13 protein-coding genes and 2 pseudogenes are annotated in these 17,287 nt (G+C 67.9%); 6 read left to right on the top strand and 9 right to left on the bottom strand.

Features of this window, described 5'->3' with window-relative positions; all coding sequences use genetic code 11:
* Window positions 1-11: 11 nt before the first annotated feature.
* Window positions 12-818 carry a transporter substrate-binding domain-containing protein gene (locus DFS13_RS35300; RefSeq protein WP_006484387.1) on the bottom strand — a complete coding sequence of 269 codons (807 nt, stop codon included), beginning with the start codon at window positions 816-818 and terminating at the stop codon, window positions 12-14.
* A gap of 471 nt (window positions 819-1,289) precedes the next feature.
* Here DFS13_RS35300 and ansP point away from each other — a divergent pair, with 471 nt between their 5' ends.
* A complete protein-coding gene (gene ansP, locus DFS13_RS35295; protein WP_069353387.1) occupies window positions 1,290-2,780 on the top strand; it encodes an L-asparagine permease in 1,491 nt (496 codons plus the stop codon).
* Window positions 2,781-2,851: 71 nt separating this feature from the next.
* Here the strand turns inward: ansP and DFS13_RS35290 are convergent, their stop codons facing one another.
* The 3 genes from DFS13_RS35290 to DFS13_RS35280 form a co-directional block, all read right to left on the bottom strand.
* Window positions 2,852-3,157 carry a DUF4148 domain-containing protein gene (locus DFS13_RS35290; protein WP_034204054.1) on the bottom strand — a complete coding sequence of 102 codons (306 nt, stop codon included), beginning with the start codon at window positions 3,155-3,157 and terminating at the stop codon, window positions 2,852-2,854.
* Between the two features lie 180 nt (window positions 3,158-3,337).
* Window positions 3,338-3,736 (bottom strand): PIN domain-containing protein, encoded by a 399-nt coding sequence (locus DFS13_RS35285; RefSeq protein WP_006484379.1) that lies wholly within the window; start codon window positions 3,734-3,736, stop codon window positions 3,338-3,340.
* Window positions 3,733-3,978, bottom strand: coding sequence for an AbrB/MazE/SpoVT family DNA-binding domain-containing protein (locus tag DFS13_RS35280; protein WP_012493780.1), 246 nt, complete (start codon window positions 3,976-3,978; stop codon window positions 3,733-3,735). The genes DFS13_RS35285 and DFS13_RS35280 overlap by 4 nt, the downstream gene beginning before the upstream one ends.
* Before the next feature lie 208 nt (window positions 3,979-4,186).
* Between DFS13_RS35280 and DFS13_RS35275 the strand changes: the two genes are divergently transcribed.
* Genes DFS13_RS35275 through DFS13_RS35265 form a run of 3 tightly spaced genes read left to right on the top strand, consistent with a single transcriptional unit; the run spans window position 4,187 to window position 10,456 of the window.
* The gene (locus tag DFS13_RS35275; RefSeq protein ID WP_111442741.1) at window positions 4,187-7,426 is read left to right on the top strand and encodes an efflux RND transporter permease subunit; all 3,240 of its coding nucleotides are present in this window, start codon (window positions 4,187-4,189) and stop codon (window positions 7,424-7,426) included.
* A 53-nt stretch (window positions 7,427-7,479) separates the two neighbouring features.
* Window positions 7,480-8,889: an efflux RND transporter periplasmic adaptor subunit gene (locus tag DFS13_RS35270; RefSeq protein ID WP_111442740.1), complete on the top strand. Its 1,410-nt coding sequence runs from the start codon at window positions 7,480-7,482 to the stop codon at window positions 8,887-8,889.
* A gap of 31 nt (window positions 8,890-8,920) precedes the next feature.
* Complete coding sequence (locus tag DFS13_RS35265; RefSeq protein ID WP_111442739.1) at window positions 8,921-10,456, top strand: efflux transporter outer membrane subunit; 1,536 nt, start codon at window positions 8,921-8,923, stop codon at window positions 10,454-10,456.
* On the opposite strand, the gene DFS13_RS35260 is transcribed toward DFS13_RS35265, so the two are convergent.
* The 3 genes and pseudogenes from DFS13_RS35260 to DFS13_RS35250 form a co-directional block, all read right to left on the bottom strand.
* Window positions 10,434-11,894, bottom strand: coding sequence for a heavy metal sensor histidine kinase (locus DFS13_RS35260; protein ID WP_111442738.1), 1,461 nt, complete (start codon window positions 11,892-11,894; stop codon window positions 10,434-10,436). The two genes, DFS13_RS35265 and DFS13_RS35260, sit on opposite strands and share 23 nt — an antisense overlap.
* Window positions 11,891-12,568 carry a heavy metal response regulator transcription factor gene (locus DFS13_RS35255; protein ID WP_006489720.1) on the bottom strand — a complete coding sequence of 226 codons (678 nt, stop codon included), beginning with the start codon at window positions 12,566-12,568 and terminating at the stop codon, window positions 11,891-11,893. Before DFS13_RS35255 ends, DFS13_RS35260 begins: the two co-directional genes overlap by 4 nt.
* A 256-nt stretch (window positions 12,569-12,824) precedes the next feature.
* Window positions 12,825-13,196, bottom strand: a pseudogene (locus DFS13_RS35250) (2Fe-2S ferredoxin); the annotation flags it as partial.
* Between the two features lie 185 nt (window positions 13,197-13,381).
* On the opposite strand from DFS13_RS35250, the pseudogene DFS13_RS35240 reads away from it, so the two are divergent.
* A pseudogene (locus DFS13_RS35240) lies at window positions 13,382-13,660 on the top strand (LysE family translocator); the annotation flags it as partial.
* Window positions 13,661-13,690: 30 nt separating this feature from the next.
* On the opposite strand, the gene DFS13_RS35235 reads toward DFS13_RS35240, so the two are convergent.
* Together DFS13_RS35235 and DFS13_RS35230 are read right to left on the bottom strand one after the other, a co-directional pair.
* Window positions 13,691-14,968: an ATP-binding protein gene (locus tag DFS13_RS35235; RefSeq protein ID WP_034203719.1), complete on the bottom strand. Its 1,278-nt coding sequence runs from the start codon at window positions 14,966-14,968 to the stop codon at window positions 13,691-13,693.
* Complete coding sequence (locus DFS13_RS35230) at window positions 14,952-15,701, bottom strand: response regulator (RefSeq protein ID WP_006489715.1); 750 nt, start codon at window positions 15,699-15,701, stop codon at window positions 14,952-14,954. Before DFS13_RS35230 ends, DFS13_RS35235 begins: the two co-directional genes overlap by 17 nt.
* 325 nt (window positions 15,702-16,026) lie before the next feature.
* On the opposite strand from DFS13_RS35230, the gene DFS13_RS35225 reads away from it, so the two are divergent.
* Window positions 16,027-17,283, top strand: coding sequence for an efflux RND transporter periplasmic adaptor subunit (locus DFS13_RS35225; protein WP_111442737.1), 1,257 nt, complete (start codon window positions 16,027-16,029; stop codon window positions 17,281-17,283).
* The last annotated feature ends 4 nt before the right edge of the window (window positions 17,284-17,287 follow it).

The raw sequence follows: 17,287 nt of genomic DNA, 5'->3' as shown, positions 1-17,287 counted from the left end.
ACGGCGATGCGTCACAGTCCGGCCGGCAACGGCTGGCCGAGCCACTTGCGCGACATCTCGCCCAGCGAGCCGTCCTGCTTCGCATGCGCGATCGCATCGTCGATCTTCGCGAGCAGGCGTGGTTCGTTCTTGTTGACGCCGACGAAGCACGGCGAATTCTTGATCACGAACTTGACCTCGGGGCGGCGCGGCGGATTCTTCGCGAGAATCGCCGCCGCGACGATGTTGCCGGCGGCGATCAACTGGACCTGCCCCGACAGGAACGCCTGGATCGTCGCGTTGTTGTCCTCGAAGCGCTTGATCGTCGCGTTCGGCGCGAGCTGCGACAGCGCGATCTCCTCGAGCGCGCCGCGCGTGGCGCCGACCGTCTTGCCGGTGAGGTCGGCCGGCGCGCTCACCTTCACGTCGGACGGCCCGAACACGCCCTGGAAATACGGTGCGTACGCGCTCGAGAAGTCGATGACCTTCTCGCGCTCCGGGGTCTTGCCGAGCGACGAGATCACCATGTCGACCTTGTTGGTCGTCAGGTACGGAATCCGGTTCGCGCTGTTTACGGGCACCAGTTTCAGCTTGACGCCGAGCGCCTTGGCAAGGAGTCCTGCCATGTCGATGTCGTAGCCCTGCGGCTGCATGTCCGTGCCGACCGAACCGAAGGGCGGATAGTCCTCGGGCACCGCGACGCGCAGCGTGCCGTTTTTCGCGATGGTGTCGAGCGCATCGGCATGGGCCGGCGCGGCGGCGAACAGCGCGATCACGGGGGCGGCGAGCAGCGCAGCCAGCCAGGTGCGTCGGGGGAACGGTCGGGTCGTCGGGCTCACGGTGAATCTTCCTTGTCTGGTATGTCGTCGAGCGACGCGCAACGATTGCGCGGTCCACACCACTCCAGCAAAAACCGGGCCATTGCCGTCAAACGCTTGCCCCACCGGCACGAGACGGAAATTTCAGCGAACCGCTCGGCGTGCCGAATTCCTCATTTCGGTGCACGAACCGGCGCCGTCGGTAACGGTTGCCCTCGCAGCGCGCGCCGGCGCACCAAATTACCTATCTGGTTCACCCGTCGCCGCGGCCCTATGCACGGATTCGAACAGGCCCAGTCCAAATTTGCATTCCGTTTGTGACGGCAATTACGGCTGAATACGTTCGCGACGTACCGTGCCTTTCGTCACGTCCGACGAATCGCGATCAGGACGGGCGTGCTCGATTCGGTGCGCTGCTCCTCCGGTACCGGTGGTCCCGATCATCCCGCGATCGGGGCGAATCCAATCCCATCCGCGCGCGAGGATACCGTCATGGCATCGATTCCCGACCCGTCGACAACCGGCGAAACCGACAAACGCAGCTGGCTCGAATCGCACGAAGCCGGCTATCACCAGACCCTCGGCAATCGACAGGTGCAGATGATCGCGATCGGCGGGGCCATCGGCACCGGGCTGTTTCTCGGCGCCGGCGCGCGGCTGCAGGCCGCCGGCCCGGCGCTCGCGATCGTCTATCTGGTGTGCGGCGCGTTTTCGTTCCTGATCCTGCGCGCGCTCGGCGAACTCGTGATGCATCGCCCCAGCAGCGGCAGCTTCGTGTCGTACGCGCGCGAGTTCCTTGGCGAAAAGGCCTCGTTCGTCGCCGGCTGGATGTACTTCCTGAACTGGGCGATGACCGGCATCGTCGACATCACCGCCGTCGCGCTCTACATGCACTACTGGGCGCCGTTCGCGGCCGTGCCGCAGTGGATCTTCGCGCTCGTCGCGCTGTGCATCGTCGCGACGATGAACCTGATCGGCGTGAAGTGGTTCGCCGAGATGGAGTTCTGGTTCGCGCTGATCAAGGTCGCTGCGATCGTGCTGTTTCTCGTGATCGGCGCGGCGATCCTCGGCACGGGCATGCCGGTCGCCGGTCATGGCACCGGCATGCATCTGATCACCGACAACGGCGGGTTCTTTCCGCACGGGCTGATGCCGGCGCTGGTGCTGGTGCAGGGCGTGGTGTTCGCGTTCGCGGGCGTCGAACTGGTCGGTACGGCCGCCGGCGAATGCAAGGATGCGCGCAAGGTGCTGCCGCGCGCGATCAACAACGTGATCTGGCGCATCGCGATCTTCTACGTCGCATCGGTCGTGCTGCTGGTCTGCCTGCTGCCGTGGAGCGCGTACAAGGCGGGCCAGAGCCCGTTCGTCACGTTCTTCGGCACGCTCGGCGTGCCGGGCATCGGCTCGGTGATGAACCTGGTGGTGCTCACGGCCGCGCTGTCGAGCCTCAACTCCGGCCTGTATTCGACGGGGCGCGTGTTGCGTTCGCTGTCGATGGGCGGCTCCGCCCCCGCGTTCCTCGCGCGAATGAGCGGGCAATCCGTCCCGTACGCGGGCATTCTGGTGACGGTCGCGATCTACGTGGTCGGCGTGCTGCTCAACTATCTCGTGCCGTCGAGCGTGTTCGAGATCGTGCTGAACATCGCGTCGCTGGGCATCATCAGCACCTGGGGCTTCATCGTCGTGTGCCAGATGAAGTTCCGCGCCGCGGTCAGGCGCGGCGACGTGGAAGACGTGTCGTTCAGGATGCCGGGCGCGCCCGTCACGTCGTGGCTCACGTTGCTGTTCCTGCTCGGCGTGCTGGTGTTGATGGCCTTCGACTACCCGAACGGGACGTGGACGATCGCCTCGATCCCGCTGGTCGCGCTGCTGCTCGTGGCCGGCTGGAAGTGGCTGAGCCGTCGCGCGCGCCGCGCGTTGCTCAAGCCGACGATTCCATCGATCACGCTCACGCAGAACGTGCTCGAGAAGGGCGAGAGCTGACGCGCGGCGGCATGCGCGCCGTCCGTTGAACGATCCGCCGCCAGGCTGCCGACGGCGGTCGCCAACCACGTTCAGTGATGCTCGTACAACGGCTGCGTGTCGAGCGACGCGAGCGATGATGTCGCCGTCCTGGCCGCGTCGGTCGGCTGGGCAGCGGCCGATTGCGCTTGCTGCGCGACGACCTTCGCTTCGGCGGCCTGGATGTCCTCCGGGTAGTACGGGTCGGTGCCGATCGGCCGATAACCAGCCTTCTCGACACGGACGAGATCGGCACGCACCTCGGCGCGGGTAACCGCATGGTCGGTGGTTTGCGCAAATGCGACGATCGGTGCGCTCAGTGCGCAGGACAGCAGGACTGCACGAATCAGGTTGTTCATGATGTTCACCTCTCAAAGATGGCGTGTTCGCGTCCGCAGATCAGGCCGGACATCCGCTCCCCATCGATGCGATGAAGAGTTGGATTCATTCTGCGATTCGCGCGCTTTCCTGAAGGTGAGGCTTCGATTACGGTTTTGTTATCTGATCGCCCGTTCTTCTATCGTCGGCTTGCGCCGTGATTACTTTATCAACCGCATGCCAGCGACCTTTGAGGCGGCCACGTCGAAGGTTGCTGTGTACTCGCACCCGACGACGTGTGCCGACCGCTCGATCAGGCAATCCGCAAAATCCGCCTTCGGTGATGCCGCGAAAACGCGAAGTGCCTTTCGCACCGTGTCAGCGCCTTCAACGGCCAGTTCCTTCGTAGCGGTCATCGAGTCGATGATGTCTGTTATCTGTTCGCGCTCTACGCCGTAGCAACGTCCCAGCACCCAGACGACCTCGACCAGCGCCACCTGCGAAACGTACCCCGGACGCTCCGCCGACAACGACTCCATCAGCGCGGTCGCCCTCTTTGATTGCACGGCATCGTCTTGAGCGAAATAGCGGACCAGCACGTTCGTATCCAGTCCTATCATCGCGCGGACGCTCCCTGTTCGGCGATGGCCCGATTCATGTCCTCGATTGACACCGATTTCTCGGGCTTTTTCACGATGCCCTTGAGCGAGGCGAGCGAGCGCGTGGCCGGGTAGATCTCATACCGGCCCGTTGCCTCGTTGAAGCTGAATTCGATCCGGTCTCCGGACTCCAGGCCTAGTTGATTGCGTACATCCACCGGAATGGTCACCTGACCCTTTGAAGTAATAGTAGCTGCTGTCATTTGCGGCACCTCCAATATTCCTTACTTTATGGTAAGGAATATGAAAAAGCAAGGGCGAGCTACCGGCGACCACCGCCGACGCTGCAGTGCGCCCGCACAGATAACGGTTTCGTAATCCTCGAGTCAGGGTCGGGTCAATGCCGCGCCGGCAGACTGCGTGCTCGTCGCATCGAATGCGCATCCGAGCCCTGCTTCGAGGAGCACCATCATGTGGATCGTCCGGCTGGCGTTACGCAGGCCCTACACGTTCGTCGTACTCGCGCTGCTGATCTTCATCGCGGGGCCGCTGGCACTGCTGCGCACGCCGACCGACATCTTTCCGAACATCGACATTCCGGTCGTCAGCATCGTCTGGTCGTACAACGGCTTCTCCGCCGAGGACATGGCCAAGCGGATCACGTCGAACTACGAACGCGCGCTCACGTCCGACGTCGACGACATCGAGCACATCGAGTCGCAATCGCTGAACGGCGTGTCGGTCGTGAAGGTGTTCTTCCACCCGGGCGCCGACATCAATCGCGCGATCGCGGAAGCCGCGAGCAACGCCGCGTCGATCCTGCGCATCCTGCCGCCCGGCACGCTGCCGCCGAACATCATCACGTACAACGCGTCGACGGTGCCGATCCTGCAGCTCGGGCTGTCGAGCGACACGCTCGCCGAGCAGCAGCTGTACGACCTCGGCAACAGCTTCATCCGCACGCAGCTCGCGACCGTCCAGGGCGCGGCGGTGCCGCTGCCGTTCGGCGGCAAGATCCGCCAGATCGTCGTCGATCTCGATACGCGCGCGCTGCAGGCGAAGGGGCTCGCGCCGATCGACGTCGTGAACGCGATCAACGCGCAGAACCTGATCCTGCCGGGCGGCACCGCGAAAATAGGCACGCACGAATACAACGTGCAGATGAACGGCAGCACGCAGACGGTCGCCGCGCTGAACGACCTGCCGGTGAAGACGATCGGCGGCAACGTCGTCTACGTGCGCGACGTCGCGCACGTTCGCGACGGCTACGCGCCGCAGACCAACATCGTGCGGGTGGACGGCAAGCGCGCGGCGCTGCTGACGGTCGAGAAGACCGGCAGCGCATCGACGCTGACGATCATCGACCAGGTGAAGGCGATGCTGCCGAAGATCGCGGCCGGGTTGCCGAACACGCTGCGCATCGCGCCGCTCGACGATCAGTCCGTATTCGTGAAGGCGGCGGTCCAGGGCGTCGTGCGCGAAGCGCTGATCGCCGCGTGCCTGACCGCGCTGATGATCCTGCTGTTCCTCGGCAGCTGGCGCGCGACGCTGATCATCGCGATCACGATCCCGCTCGCGGTGCTCACGTCGCTGCTCGCGCTGTCCGTGCTCGGGCAGACCATCAACATCATGACGCTGGGCGGGCTCGCGCTCGCGGTCGGCATTCTCGTCGACGACGCGACCGTCGCGATCGAGAACATCACGCATCATCTCGAGCTCGGCGCGCCGCTCGAGGAGGCCATCCTGACCGGCGCGGGCGAAATCGCGGTGCCGACCTTCGTGTCGACGCTGTCGATCTGCATCGTGTTCGTGCCAATGTTCCTGCTCACGGGTGTCGCGCGCTATCTGTTCGTGCCGCTCGCCGAAGCCGTGATCTTCGCGATGATCGCGTCGTACTTCTTCTCGCGCACGCTGGTGCCGACGCTTGCGATGGCGCTGATGCGCGCCAAAGGCAGCGGCCGGCCGCCGCGCGGCGCATTCGCACGCATCGCGCGGTTCCAGGCCGCGTTCGAGCATCGCTTCGAGGCCGTGCGGCTGCGCTATCGCGCGCTGCTGTCGGCGGCGATCGCGCGGCGGCGCCGCTTCGCGGCCGCGTTCCTGCTCGCCTGCGTCGCATCGACGGGCCTCTACGCGTTCGCCGGGCAGGACTTCTTTCCGTCGGTCGACACCGGCGAGATTCGCCTGCATCTGCGCGCGCCGACCGGCACGCGGATCGAGGAAACCGCGCGGCTCACCGACGAAGTGGAAGCGAAGATCCGCAGCGCGATTCCGGCGAACCAGCTCGCGGGCGTGCTCGACAACATCGGCGTGCCGGTGAGCGGGATCAACCTCACGTACGACTCGTCGGACCCGATCGGCACCGAGGACGCCGACGTGCTCGTCACGCTGAAGCCGGATCACGCGTCGACCGCCGCGTACGTCGCGAAGCTGCGCAACGTGCTCGCGCAGGCGTTCCCCGGCGTGACGTTCGCGTTCCTGCCGGCCGACATCGTCAGCCAGATCCTCAACTTCGGGCTGCCCGCGCCGATCGACATCCAGATCGTCGGCAACAAGCTCGACCAGAACCGTGCGGTCGCGAACGCGCTGCTCACGAAGCTGCGCGGCGTGCGCGGGCTCGTCGACGCGCGCATCCAGCAGCCCGGCGACGAACCGGCGATCAACGTGAACGTCGATCGCACGAAGGCGATCCAGGCCGGTCTCGAACAGCGCGACGTCGCGCAGAACCTGCTGATCGCGCTGTCCGGCAGCTCGCAGACGACGCCGAACTTCTGGCTCGATCCGCGCAACGGCGTCAGCTACCCGGTGCTCGTGCAGACGCCGCAATACACGGTGAATTCGCTGCAGTCGCTTGCGAACGTGCCGCTGCCCGCCGGCACCGCCCGCTCGCCGCAGACGCCGGCCGGCGGCCCGGCCGCGGGCGCGCCCGCGCAGAACCTGCTCGGCGCGCTCGGCTCGTTCTCGCGCGCGACGCAGCAGGCCGTGGTGTCGCACTACAACGTGCAGCCGGTGCTCGACATCTTCGCGTCCGTGCAGGGGCGCGACCTCGGCGGCGTCACGGGCGACGTGACGAAGCTCGTCGACGCCGCGCGCGCGCAACTGCCGCCCGGCGCGTCGATCGTGCTGCGCGGCCAGGTGCAGGCGATGCACGAGTCGTTCGCGGGGCTGCTCGGCGGCCTCGCGCTCGCGATCTCGCTGGTCTACCTGCTGATGGTCGTGAACTTCCAGTCGTGGCTCGATCCGCTCGTGATCGTCGGCGGGCTGCCGGCATCGCTCGCCGGCATCGCGTGGATGCTGTTCGTCACGCGCACCACGCTGTCGGTGCCCGCGCTGACCGGCACGATCCTGTGCATCGGCATCGCGACCGCGAACAGCATTCTCGTCGTGAACGCAGCGCGCGAGTTGCTCGCGGCCGGCGCGCCGCCATGGCAAGCGGCGCTCGACGCGGGCTTCAACCGCTTCCGGCCCGTCGTGATGACCGCGCTCGCGATGCTGATCGGCATGTTGCCGATGGCGCTCGGCCTCGGCGACGGCGGCGAGCAGAACGCGCCGCTCGGCCGCGCGGTGATCGGCGGCCTCGCGTTCGGCACGGTGTCGACGCTGCTGTTCGTGCCGGTGCTGTTCGGCTTCGTCCATGCGTGGCTCGCCCGGCGTCGCGACGCCGCGGCAGCGCGGCACGCGCAGCACGCACCCGATACGCCGGCGCTGCGTTGAGCGCGGACGCCCGCCCCTTCTCATCCTTCGATTCGCCCGCCCCCGGACCCATCATGAACGACTCGATCGAACCCGTCGCCCCGCCGCCCGCCGCCGAAGCGGCCACCGTGGCCGCAGCCGTGCCGCCCGCCGCGCGCGGCGCCGCCTCCGATACGCCGCCGCCCCGCCGCGGCCGCAAGCTGGCCGTGCCGCTCGCGGCCGTCGCGCTCGCCGCCGCGCTGCTCGCGCTCGGCATCGTGCCGCGTATCGACGCACGCGCCGCGCAGCGCGCGCAGGTCGCCTCGCAGCAGGCGCTGCCGGTGTCGGTCGTCGTGCCCGGCGCGGCGCCGGCCGACCAGACACTGACGTTGCCCGGCTCGGTGATGCCGTATGCGGACGCGTCGATCTATGCGCGCACGAGCGGCTATATCGCGCACTGGAGCGCCGATCTCGGCGCGCGCGTGAAGGCCGGCCAGACGCTCGCGCAGATCTCGGCGCCCGATCTCGATGCGCAGCTGCGCCAGGCGCGTGCGGACGAAGCGAGCGCGCAGGCGAACTACGACTATGCGAAATCGACCGCGCAGCGCTGGCAGGACATGCTGAAAACGCAATCGGTGTCGCAGCAGGACACCGACACGAAGGTCGCGGACATGAACGCGAAGCGCGCGATGCTCGCGTCCGCGCAGGCGAACGTCGCGCATCTTGCCGAACTCGTGTCGTACGAGTCGGTCACCGCGCCGTTCGACGGCGTGATCACCGCACGCAACGTCGACGTCGGCACGCTCGTCACCGCGGGCGGCACGCCGGGCAGCCCGGGCCTGTCCGGCGAACTGTTCCATCTCGAACAGACGGACACGCTGCGCGTGTTCGTCGACGTGCCACAGGACAGCGCGACCGGCGTGTCGGCCGGCACGTCCGTCTATCTGACGACGCCGCAGTATCCGGGCCGGCGCTTTGCCGCGCAGGTCGCGCGCAGCGCGGGCGCGATCGATCCCGTCACGCGCACGCTGCGTGTCGAGATCGACGTCGACAACCGCGACGGCGCGTTGATGCCCGGCGCGTATGCGCAGGCGCATCTCGTCGTGCCGAGCGCGGCGCCGGCGCTTGAACTGCCGGTCAGCGCGCTGCTGTTCCGCCCGAACGGCGTGCAGGTCGCCACCGTCGGCGCGAACGGGCGTACGGCGCTGAAGACCGTGCAGATCGGGCGGGATTTCGGCACGCGCGTGGAGATCGTCGCGGGGCTCGCGGCGGCCGATCGCGTGATCGACAACCCGGGCGATGCGATCACGGTCGGGGAAGCCGTGAAGGTCGTGTCGACTTCGCACGATGCGGCGCCGGTTGCGGCTTCGTCCGCTTCGTCTGCTTCGTCTGCTCCGCCCGCGCAACCGGCTTCCGCGGTCAGTGCACGCGACGTGCCGCCGCCGCACGCGGCCGGTGCCGCGCCGGCTGCGTCGACACTCGCTCCCGCGCCCGCCCACGGCTGACCCATCGACGACCACCCACGAGATGCCTGCCATGCGTCTTCCTCATCCGCTCCCGTTCGCTCGCCGCATCGTCGCGCTCGGCGCCGTCGCCGCACTGACCGCCTGCTCGACGCTGCCGCGCTATTCGCCGCCCGCCGTCGCGGTGCCCGCGCACTATGCAGGCGCACCGACAGCACCTGCCGAACAAACCGGCTGGCACGTCGCGATGCCGGCCGACGCCGCCGCGCGCGGCGCCTGGTGGACCGTCTTCGACGATGCCGATCTGAACGCGCTCGAAGCGCGCGTCGACGTGTCGAACCAGACGGTGAAGAAAGCCGTCGCCGATCTGCAGCAAGCCCGCGCGATGGTCGACTATCAGCACGCCGGGTTCCTGCCGACGATCACGGCCGGTGCCGCGCAGAGCCGCGCGCGCGTGTCGCAGAACCGGCTCGGCTCGTCGCTCGCCGGCAAGACGACGCCCGACTACCAGGTCGGCGTGGCCGCGAGCTGGGAGCCCGACCTGTTCGGCCGCGTGCGCGACGCGGTGACCGGCGCGCAGGCGAACGCCGCCGCGAGCGCGGCCGACCTGCAGGCCGTGAAGCTGTCGGTCACGGCCGAACTCGCGACCGACTATTTCGCGCTGCGCTCGCTCGACACGCAGAAGCAACTGCTCGACGACACGGTGCATGCGTACGCGGACGCGCTGACGCTGCTCAAGCAGCAACTCGCGGCCGGTGCGATCGACGCGTCGGCGGTCGCGCAAGCCGAGACGCAGCTCGAATCGACCCGCACGCAGGACACCGACATCGATGCGTCGCGTGCGCAGTTGCAGCACGCGATCGCGACGCTCGTCGGCGAAAGCGCGTCGACGTTCGCGCTGCCGCCGCACGTACAGCCGTTCCACGTGCCGGCCATTCCGGCCGGCGTGCCGTCGCAACTGCTGGAGCGGCGGCCCGACATCGCGGCGGCCGAGCGTCGCGTCGCGGCCGCGAACGCGCAGATCGGCGAGGCGCGGGCCGCGTTCTTCCCGGATCTCGTGCTGTCGGCGAGCGCCGGCCTCGAAAGTTCGTTCTTCGCGCCGTGGCTCGCCGCGCCGAGCCTGTTCTGGTCGCTCGGCCCGCAACTCGCCGGCACGCTGTTCGACGGCGGCCGCCGCAGCGCGTCGCTGCGCGGCGCGCATGCGGAATACGACGGTGCGGTCGCCGACTACCGGCAAACCGTGCTCGTCGCGTTCCAGCAGGTCGAGGATCAGTTGTCCGCGCTCGATGCGCTCGCGTCCGAGGCCGGCAGCCAGCAGCGCGCGACCGACGCGGCCGACCTGTCGCTGCGGCTGACGACGAATCGCTTCAATGCCGGCGCCGTCAGCTATCTGGACGTGGTGACCGCGCAGACGATCGCGCTGACGAACCGGCGCACCGCCGATCAGATCGACGCGCGCCGGATCGAGGCCGAAGTCGGGTTGCTGAAGGCGCTGGGTGGTGGCTGGCAGGTGAGCGCAGGCGCGAACGCGAAGTCGAAAACCGGCGCGAAGGAACACGCGGCCGCCGCGCGCCACGAACCCGCCGTCACGCAACAGGCGGCCGGTTGAACATGAGCACGAACCGCGTACCGCGCGCATCGCTTTCGACCTGCGCGCTGCCGCCGTGCAGCTCCATCACCGAGCGCACGATCGCGAGGCCGAGCCCGGCCGTGCCGCCCGGCGCACCGCCGCTGCGCGCGGGGTCGCCGCGCACGAACCGGTCGAAGATCCGCGGCAGCAGCGCGGGATCGATCGGCTCGCCCGAATTCGCGACGACGACGCGCACCGCATCGGCCGTTTCATCGACGCTCAGCGTGATGACGCCGCCGGCAGGCGTGTAACGCAGCGCGTTCGCGAGCAGGTTGCCCACGGCCCGACGAAACAGTTCGACATCGGCCGTCAGCTGCCCCTGCCCGTCGACGCGCAACGTCGAGCCCGCTTCGTCGGCGAGCCCCTCGAAATACTCGGCGATGCGCTCGAGTTCGTCGCGCACGTCGAACGCGCGCTGCCGCGTGACGAAACTCGGATGCTCGGCGCGCGCGAGAAACAGGACGTTCTCGATCATCCGCGCGAGACGGTCGTATTCCTCGAGATTCGATTCGAGCAGCGTCTGGTACTCGTCGACCGAACGCGGCCGCGCGAGCGCGACTTCGGTGGCGCCGCGCATGTTGTTCAGCGGCGTGCGCAGGTCATGCGCGAGATCGGCGCTGAATTGCGACAGATGCGCGAATGCCTGCTGCAGGCGGCCGAGCATCGCGTTCTGCGCGTCGACCAGCGCGCGCAGCTCGGGCGGCGCGCGCGACGCGTCGAGCCGCGTGTCGAGCTTGTCGACCGTGATCCGGCCGGTGTTGTCGACGATCTCGCGCAACGGCGCGAGCGCCGTGCGGATCAGCCAGTAGCCGAGCAGCAGCGCGAACAGCGCGCCGAGCCCGCCGGCGAGCTTGAGCCGGTCGCGGTAGCCGTCGAGCAGATCGGCCCGGTCGCGCATGTTGCGCGCGATCGCGATGCGGATCGGCGTGCGGTCGCCGAGCGCGGCCTCGATCACGACGCCGCGCATCGGCGTGCCGCCGTCGGCGGTCCACGTGACGAGCCGGTCGTCCGTGATCCGGTCGTTCGCCGGAACCGGCACCGCGCGTGGCGCAAAGAGCTGCGCGTCGGCCAGCGGCGCCGAGGCGGCTGCCGGCGCGTCGTCGAGTGCGGCGAGCCGGACGTTGTGGCGCGCGAGCACGTCGCCCCTCGCATCGACGACGACCATCGACAGCGCCTCGTTGCCCAGCACCTGGCTCGTCAGCCGCTCCGCGTGCGAGCGAACCGCGTCGAGCGACTCGAGTTCGCCCGCGAGCCGGCGCGTGTGGCGCGCGGCCAGCACGATGTCGAGATCGTCCTGGGTGTTCACCTGCCGCTCGAGGCCCGCATACACGTATGCGCCGACGAGCGCGAACGCGGCCAGCGTGGTCGCGGCGAACGCGAGCGCGAGCGTCGCGGCCAGCGAGCGCGGCCGCGTCATGCGTCGTCCTTCGGTTCGAGCACGTAGCCGACGCCGCGCACGGTATGGATCAGCTTGACCGGGAACGCGTCGTCGATCTTCGCGCGCAGGCGCCGGATCGCGACTTCGACGACGTTGGTGTCGCTGTCGAAATTCATGTCCCACACGTACGACGCGATCTGCGTGCGGCTCAGCACCTCGCCCTGGCGCCGCGCGAGCAGCTGCAGCAGCGAGAATTCCCGCGGCGTCAGGTCGATCCGCGTCGCGCCGCGCTTCACGCGGCGGCGCACCACGTCGATGTCCAGATCGCCGACCGCCAGATGCTCGGTCTCGCGCGGCGGCCCGCGACGCGCAAGCGTGCGGATCCGGGCGAGCAGCTCGACGAACGCGAACGGCTTCACGAGGTAGTCGTCGGCGCCGAGTTCGAGGCCGTGCACGCGGTCCTGCACGTCGTCGCGCGCGGTCAGGAACAGCACCGGCGTCGTGTGCGTGTCGCGCAGCCGCTTGAGCACGCCCCAGCCGTCGAGCACGGGCAGCATCACGTCGAGCACGATCACGTCGTAACGCTCTTCCTGCGCGAGCATCAGCCCTTCGCCGCCGTCCTTCGCGAGATCGACGCTGAAACCCGATTCCTCGAGCCCCTTCTTCAGGTACGCGCCCGTCTTCGGTTCGTCTTCGACTATCAGGATGCGCATCGCCGGCTCCGTCGCATTCGTGGGGACATGCGGCGATGTTACCGGGAAACGGCGACGCGGCGCCGCTGCGTGCAAGCGCGAATGGCGTAGATGACAAAACCGTAATCAGCCGGTCAGCCTGGCGTGCGGTTGCACGAAAACAGGGACACATTGGCATCGCGGGGCGGTTCGGCCGCGCGCGCCAACGCCGGCCGTCCATGCGGTTCATCGCTGTTCGCGCGCGCCGGACGGAACGGCGCGGCCGGCGCCGGTCAGGCTAACGCCGCCGGCTCGCGCAGGGCGGCTCGCTCACCCCGACGCGGGCGACCCAGCCGCGGTAGAACGCGCGGTACTTCAGCACGAGCGTGTCGTACCGGCTGTACGCACCGCCGCCGTCCGGCTTCATCCCGTTCCAGATCCTGACGTCGTACCCCGCCGCCTGTCGGGTCTGGAGCCCGGACAGCAGGTAGTCGATCGCGCGCCGCGGCACGCCGTGCGCCTTCCTGATCGAGAACTGGAGCAGCTTGTATTTGACGTCTGCGTCCAGCGCGACGGTCGTCACGCATCCGCCCGGGTAGCCGTCGAAGTGCAGGTTCATCTGCGACATGTTCATGCCAAGCGCGCGCGACAGCATGCCGAACGGCCCGAAGAGATCAGGCGCGCCGCGAGCGAGTGGATCGTCACCGCGGTGTCCTCGAGCCCGCGGGAGAACAGAAAGGCCATGAAGACGAGCACATTCACGGAAGCGCGAATCGCATTCGCGCTCAAACATTTCAACGGCGCGCCAGCGCTGGCCGGCCGCGAACCGCGACACTGACGAATCGAGGAGGCCGCGTGCCCATCCAGGAAGCCTTGCTGAAGATGTCGATGTACGTGTCGCTGGTGCCGATCGTGCCGGGGCCGACCAATACGCTGCTGCTGTCGTCCGGGTTGAAGGTCCGCCTACGTGGCACCTGGCCGCTGATCGTCGCCGAGGCGCTCGGCTACCCGATCGCGATTGCCGGATGGGGATTCTTCCAGTCCGCGCTCGCTGCGGGCCGGCCCTGGCTTTATGACGCGGTCAAGCTCGCGAGTTCCGTCTACATCTTTTTCCTCGCGCTGAAGATGTGGACGCATAAAGCAAGCTGGGCGGCGCGCGGCGCTTCATTGCGCGACGCCGCGCTTCGGAAACCGCATCGCTATGACGAGCCCGCCGTCGGCCGCATTGGCAATTTGCAGCGTGCCGCCGTGATGGCGAACGAGGCGGTGAACGATGGCCAGGCCCAAACCGCTGTGCGAGGTGCCGCCGCGAGCGGGATCGAGCCGGACAAACGGACGCAGCACGCGATCCAGATCAGGCTCGGATACGCCGGGCCCGTGGTCTCGCACCACGAGTTCGTAGTGCTCGCCATGCGCTCGCGTGGTGATCTCCACGGGCGGCTCGCCGTAGGTCAGCGCATTTTCGACGAGGTTCGAGAGCATGCGGTCGATGTCGACCGCGGGTAGCATGAAGTCGGGCCCCGCGTGAAGATCGAGCGTGACGAGCGCATCCCGGTGCGCCTCGCCGCTCGGACTTAGTGCGTCGGTGTAATCGCGACGGCAATGCGTGTCCACGCTGATCCGCGGCGAACCTTCGGGGATCTCGCGCGCAAAGTCGAGAAACTGCGTGATGACACGCGACATGGACTCGGTATCGCGCAGAAAGCCCTCGCGATCGCCACGATCGGTCAGCAGGTCTGCCCGCACCTGCATGCGTGTGATCGGTGTACGCAGGTCGTGCGCGATACTCGCCAGCATCACGGCGCGCTCGCGCTCGGCCACGGCCAGCTCGCCGGTCATGTCGTTGAAGTCGCCGATCAGCTCGCGCAATTCGCGCGGCCCGCGCTTGCGCACGATGTTCAGATGGTGGCCGGTGCGATGTTCGCGCGCGGCTGCGGCAAGATCGCGAATGGGGCGATTCAATTGCCACGCAAGCACGACGGCAACCACGATGGCGAACATCAGCGTCAACGCCAGCGCCCCGGTGAAACGGCTCAGCGGCACCTCGGCTTGCGGCAGCACGATGCCACGCGTGCTGCCCGCGGGGAGCACGCGCAGCGTGCCGTCGTCGTCCATTGCCACGTGAGTGCCCGGCGGCAGCACGTGCCGCAATTGCCGTTCGATGGGCCCGTTCGTGTCGTCGCGAAAGCGCCGCGCGTCGGCGGCCGGCAGTTGCTTCAGGTCCACGAACGAAATACCGAGGATGTCCGCCCCGGACCGCTCGCCGTCGCCGCCCCGCCCGTCCATGCCGGCGGCAACCTCCACGACGCGCGAAATATGGAAGGCGGCGAGGCTCGCGCGCGTTCGCTCGATCAACAGCAGCGACGTGAGATGAACCAGCATCAGCAGGCCCACCGTGGTGATGACGAGCCGGCCGAACATCGTATCAAGTGGATTCTTCATCGGCCGGGTGGTCGGGAATGAACATGTAGCCGATCCCGCGCACGGTTTGCAGCCGTCGGGGATTGGACGGGTCGTCCTCGATCAGGCGGCGCAGGCGCCATACCGGCACGTCGATGCCGCGCTCGGTCACTTCGGCATCCGGACCGTGGAGCAATTCGATGAGCCGCGTACGCGAAAGCGTTTCCATGGGGTGCGAGGCCAGCACCTCAAGCAGCGCGTACTCGCCGCCGGTGAGCTTCACGGGCGTGCCTTCGCACAGCAGCGTGCGCGTCGCGAAATCCAGTTCGAAGCGGCCGAACCTGAACGGGGCGGGCTTCTCCTGCACCGCTGTCGTCCGCGGTGGCCCTTGGCGGCGCAGCACTGCCTGGATGCGCGCGAGCAGTTCCTGTGGCATGAACGGCTTGCCCAGATAGTCGTCCGCCCCGAGTTCGAGCCCGAGCACGCGGTCAATGCCTTCGGCGCGCGCGGTCAGCATGATGACGGGAATCGTGTCGCCGCTCGCGCGCAGCTGCTTGAGCGCGGTGAGGCCATCCACGCCCGGCATCATGAGGTCCAGCACGATGATGGCCGGCCGTTCGCGCTCCAGCCGCCGCGCGAGATTCGTTGCATCGTGCAGAACGGAGAACTCGATGCCGCGCTGCTGGAAGAACCTGCGCAGCAGGTCGCGCAGTTCCGCATCGTCGTCGACGAGCAGGACTTGCGGCGCGGAGCCGGGGATGGAAGGTGGGTGCATTTCAGGTATTCAGGGCGGCGTGAGGACGAAATGATGGTAGCCCGGATACGATCTGACTGGCTTTCGAAATATTACTGTGATTTGCGATTCCTAACGGAACCGGCACAAGGGTCGGGCCGCGAGGGTATTACGTATGCCGAAATCCCGATTCTCTTCCCCCTCTCCAGGCGCGTCACTGGACAGTAAGTTTCCGTAAGCACAAAAAAATGCGCCGTCGGTAGCGTTACGCCTTGTCCAGCACCGGCACCGCCCAGGTCCCCCTGAAGCGTCCGGAGCCGTCCCGTTCTCGCATCGCGCGACATCGCGATGTCCAAACAGGTCAAAGATGAAGACGCCCATTCTCCCGAATCACGCGCACCGCCCCATGACGTACAGGCCGCGCCAGCTGTTTGCCGCACTCTCGATCCTTGCGATAGTCGGAACCGCCGGCTGCAACAGGCAAACCGGCGCACCGCCCGGCGGCTTCGCCGCGCAGACCGCCCAGGTGGGCGTGCTCTCGCTCGCGCCGCAGCGCATCGTCGAAACGACCGAACTCTCCGGCCGCCTTTCCGCGCAGAAGGTCTCCGACGTACGACCGCAGGTGAGCGGCATCATCCTCAAGCGCTTGTTCGTGGAAGGCGGCGACGTGAAGGCGGGCCAGGTGCTCTACCAGATCGATCCGGCCACCTACCAGGCTGCCTACGACCAGGCGCGTGGCACGCTGGAAAACGCCCGCGCCACGCTGGCTTCGGCGAAGACGAAAGCGGACCGCTTCACCGAACTCGTGAAGATCAACGCCGTGAGCAAGCAGGACTACGACGACGCCGTCGCCGCGGTTCGCGCAGACGCCGCGAGCGTCACGGCCGACGAGGCAGCGCTCGAATCCGCGCGCGTGAACCTCGAATACACGCACGTGCGTGCGCCCATCTCCGGACGCATCGGCGCATCGACCGTGACGGAAGGCGCGCTCGTGACCTCGAACCAGACCACCGCGCTCGCCACCATCCAGGCGTTCGACCAGATGTACCTCGACGTCACGCGCCCCAGCACGGAATGGCTGAGGTTTCGCAAGGCCTTCGCTTCCGGGCGCCTGAAGAAGACGGGCAGCGACAGCGCCGCCGTCACGCTCGTGATGGAAGACGGCACCGAATATGCCCGCCCCGGCGTGCTGCAGTTCTCCGGCGTCACGGTGGACGCCACCACCGGATCGGTCACGCTGCGCAGCACGTTCCCGAACCCCGAACGCGAATTGCTGCCCGGCATGTTCGTGCGCGCCCGCCTGGAAGAAGGCGAGAACGACAACGCGATACTCGTGCCGCAGATGGCCGTGACGCGCGCGTCGGACGGCAAGGCGAGCGTCTACGTCGTGGATGCGGCCGGCAACGCGCGGCAGGTGCAAGTCACGGCCGACAACGCATTCCGGGACCAATGGATCGTGACCTCGGGCCTGCACGCCGGCGACCGCGTGATCGTGAGCGGCCTGCAGAGCGTGCATGCGGGCGCGCCGGTCAAGGTGGCGGCCGATACGCCGCAGACGCAGGCGAACGCGGCATCCGCGGCACCCGCGACGGACACGGCCTCGACCGTGTCGGCACAACGCTAGGCGG

The organism is Burkholderia sp. 28_3 (assembly GCF_003253915.1).
Taxonomy (GTDB): domain Bacteria; phylum Pseudomonadota; class Gammaproteobacteria; order Burkholderiales; family Burkholderiaceae; genus Burkholderia; species Burkholderia cenocepacia.
Note: the sequence above shows the minus strand (reverse complement) of the source record. Positions and strands in the feature narration are given on the sequence as shown.

What these genes read in the sequence shown, in the direction of transcription:
- DFS13_RS35275 (WP_111442741.1), top strand. Translation starts at nt 4,187, where the DNA reads ATGTGGATCGTCCGGCTGGCGTTACGCAGGCCCTACACGTTCGTCGTA.
- DFS13_RS35270 (WP_111442740.1), top strand. Translation starts at nt 7,480, where the DNA reads ATGAACGACTCGATCGAACCCGTCGCCCCGCCGCCCGCCGCCGAAGCG.
- DFS13_RS35260 (WP_111442738.1), bottom strand. Translation starts at nt 11,894, where the DNA reads ATGACGCGGCCGCGCTCGCTGGCCGCGACGCTCGCGCTCGCGTTCGCC.
- DFS13_RS35285 (WP_006484379.1), bottom strand. Translation starts at nt 3,736, where the DNA reads ATGATAGGACTGGATACGAACGTGCTGGTCCGCTATTTCGCTCAAGAC.
- ansP (WP_069353387.1), top strand. Translation starts at nt 1,290, where the DNA reads ATGGCATCGATTCCCGACCCGTCGACAACCGGCGAAACCGACAAACGC.
- DFS13_RS35255 (WP_006489720.1), bottom strand. Translation starts at nt 12,568, where the DNA reads ATGCGCATCCTGATAGTCGAAGACGAACCGAAGACGGGCGCGTACCTG.
- DFS13_RS35225 (WP_111442737.1), top strand. Translation starts at nt 16,027, where the DNA reads ATGAAGACGCCCATTCTCCCGAATCACGCGCACCGCCCCATGACGTAC.
- DFS13_RS35235 (WP_034203719.1), bottom strand. Translation starts at nt 14,968, where the DNA reads ATGAAGAATCCACTTGATACGATGTTCGGCCGGCTCGTCATCACCACG.
- DFS13_RS35265 (WP_111442739.1), top strand. Translation starts at nt 8,921, where the DNA reads ATGCGTCTTCCTCATCCGCTCCCGTTCGCTCGCCGCATCGTCGCGCTC.
- DFS13_RS35230 (WP_006489715.1), bottom strand. Translation starts at nt 15,701, where the DNA reads ATGCACCCACCTTCCATCCCCGGCTCCGCGCCGCAAGTCCTGCTCGTC.
- DFS13_RS35290 (WP_034204054.1), bottom strand. Translation starts at nt 3,157, where the DNA reads ATGAACAACCTGATTCGTGCAGTCCTGCTGTCCTGCGCACTGAGCGCA.
- DFS13_RS35280 (WP_012493780.1), bottom strand. Translation starts at nt 3,978, where the DNA reads ATGACAGCAGCTACTATTACTTCAAAGGGTCAGGTGACCATTCCGGTG.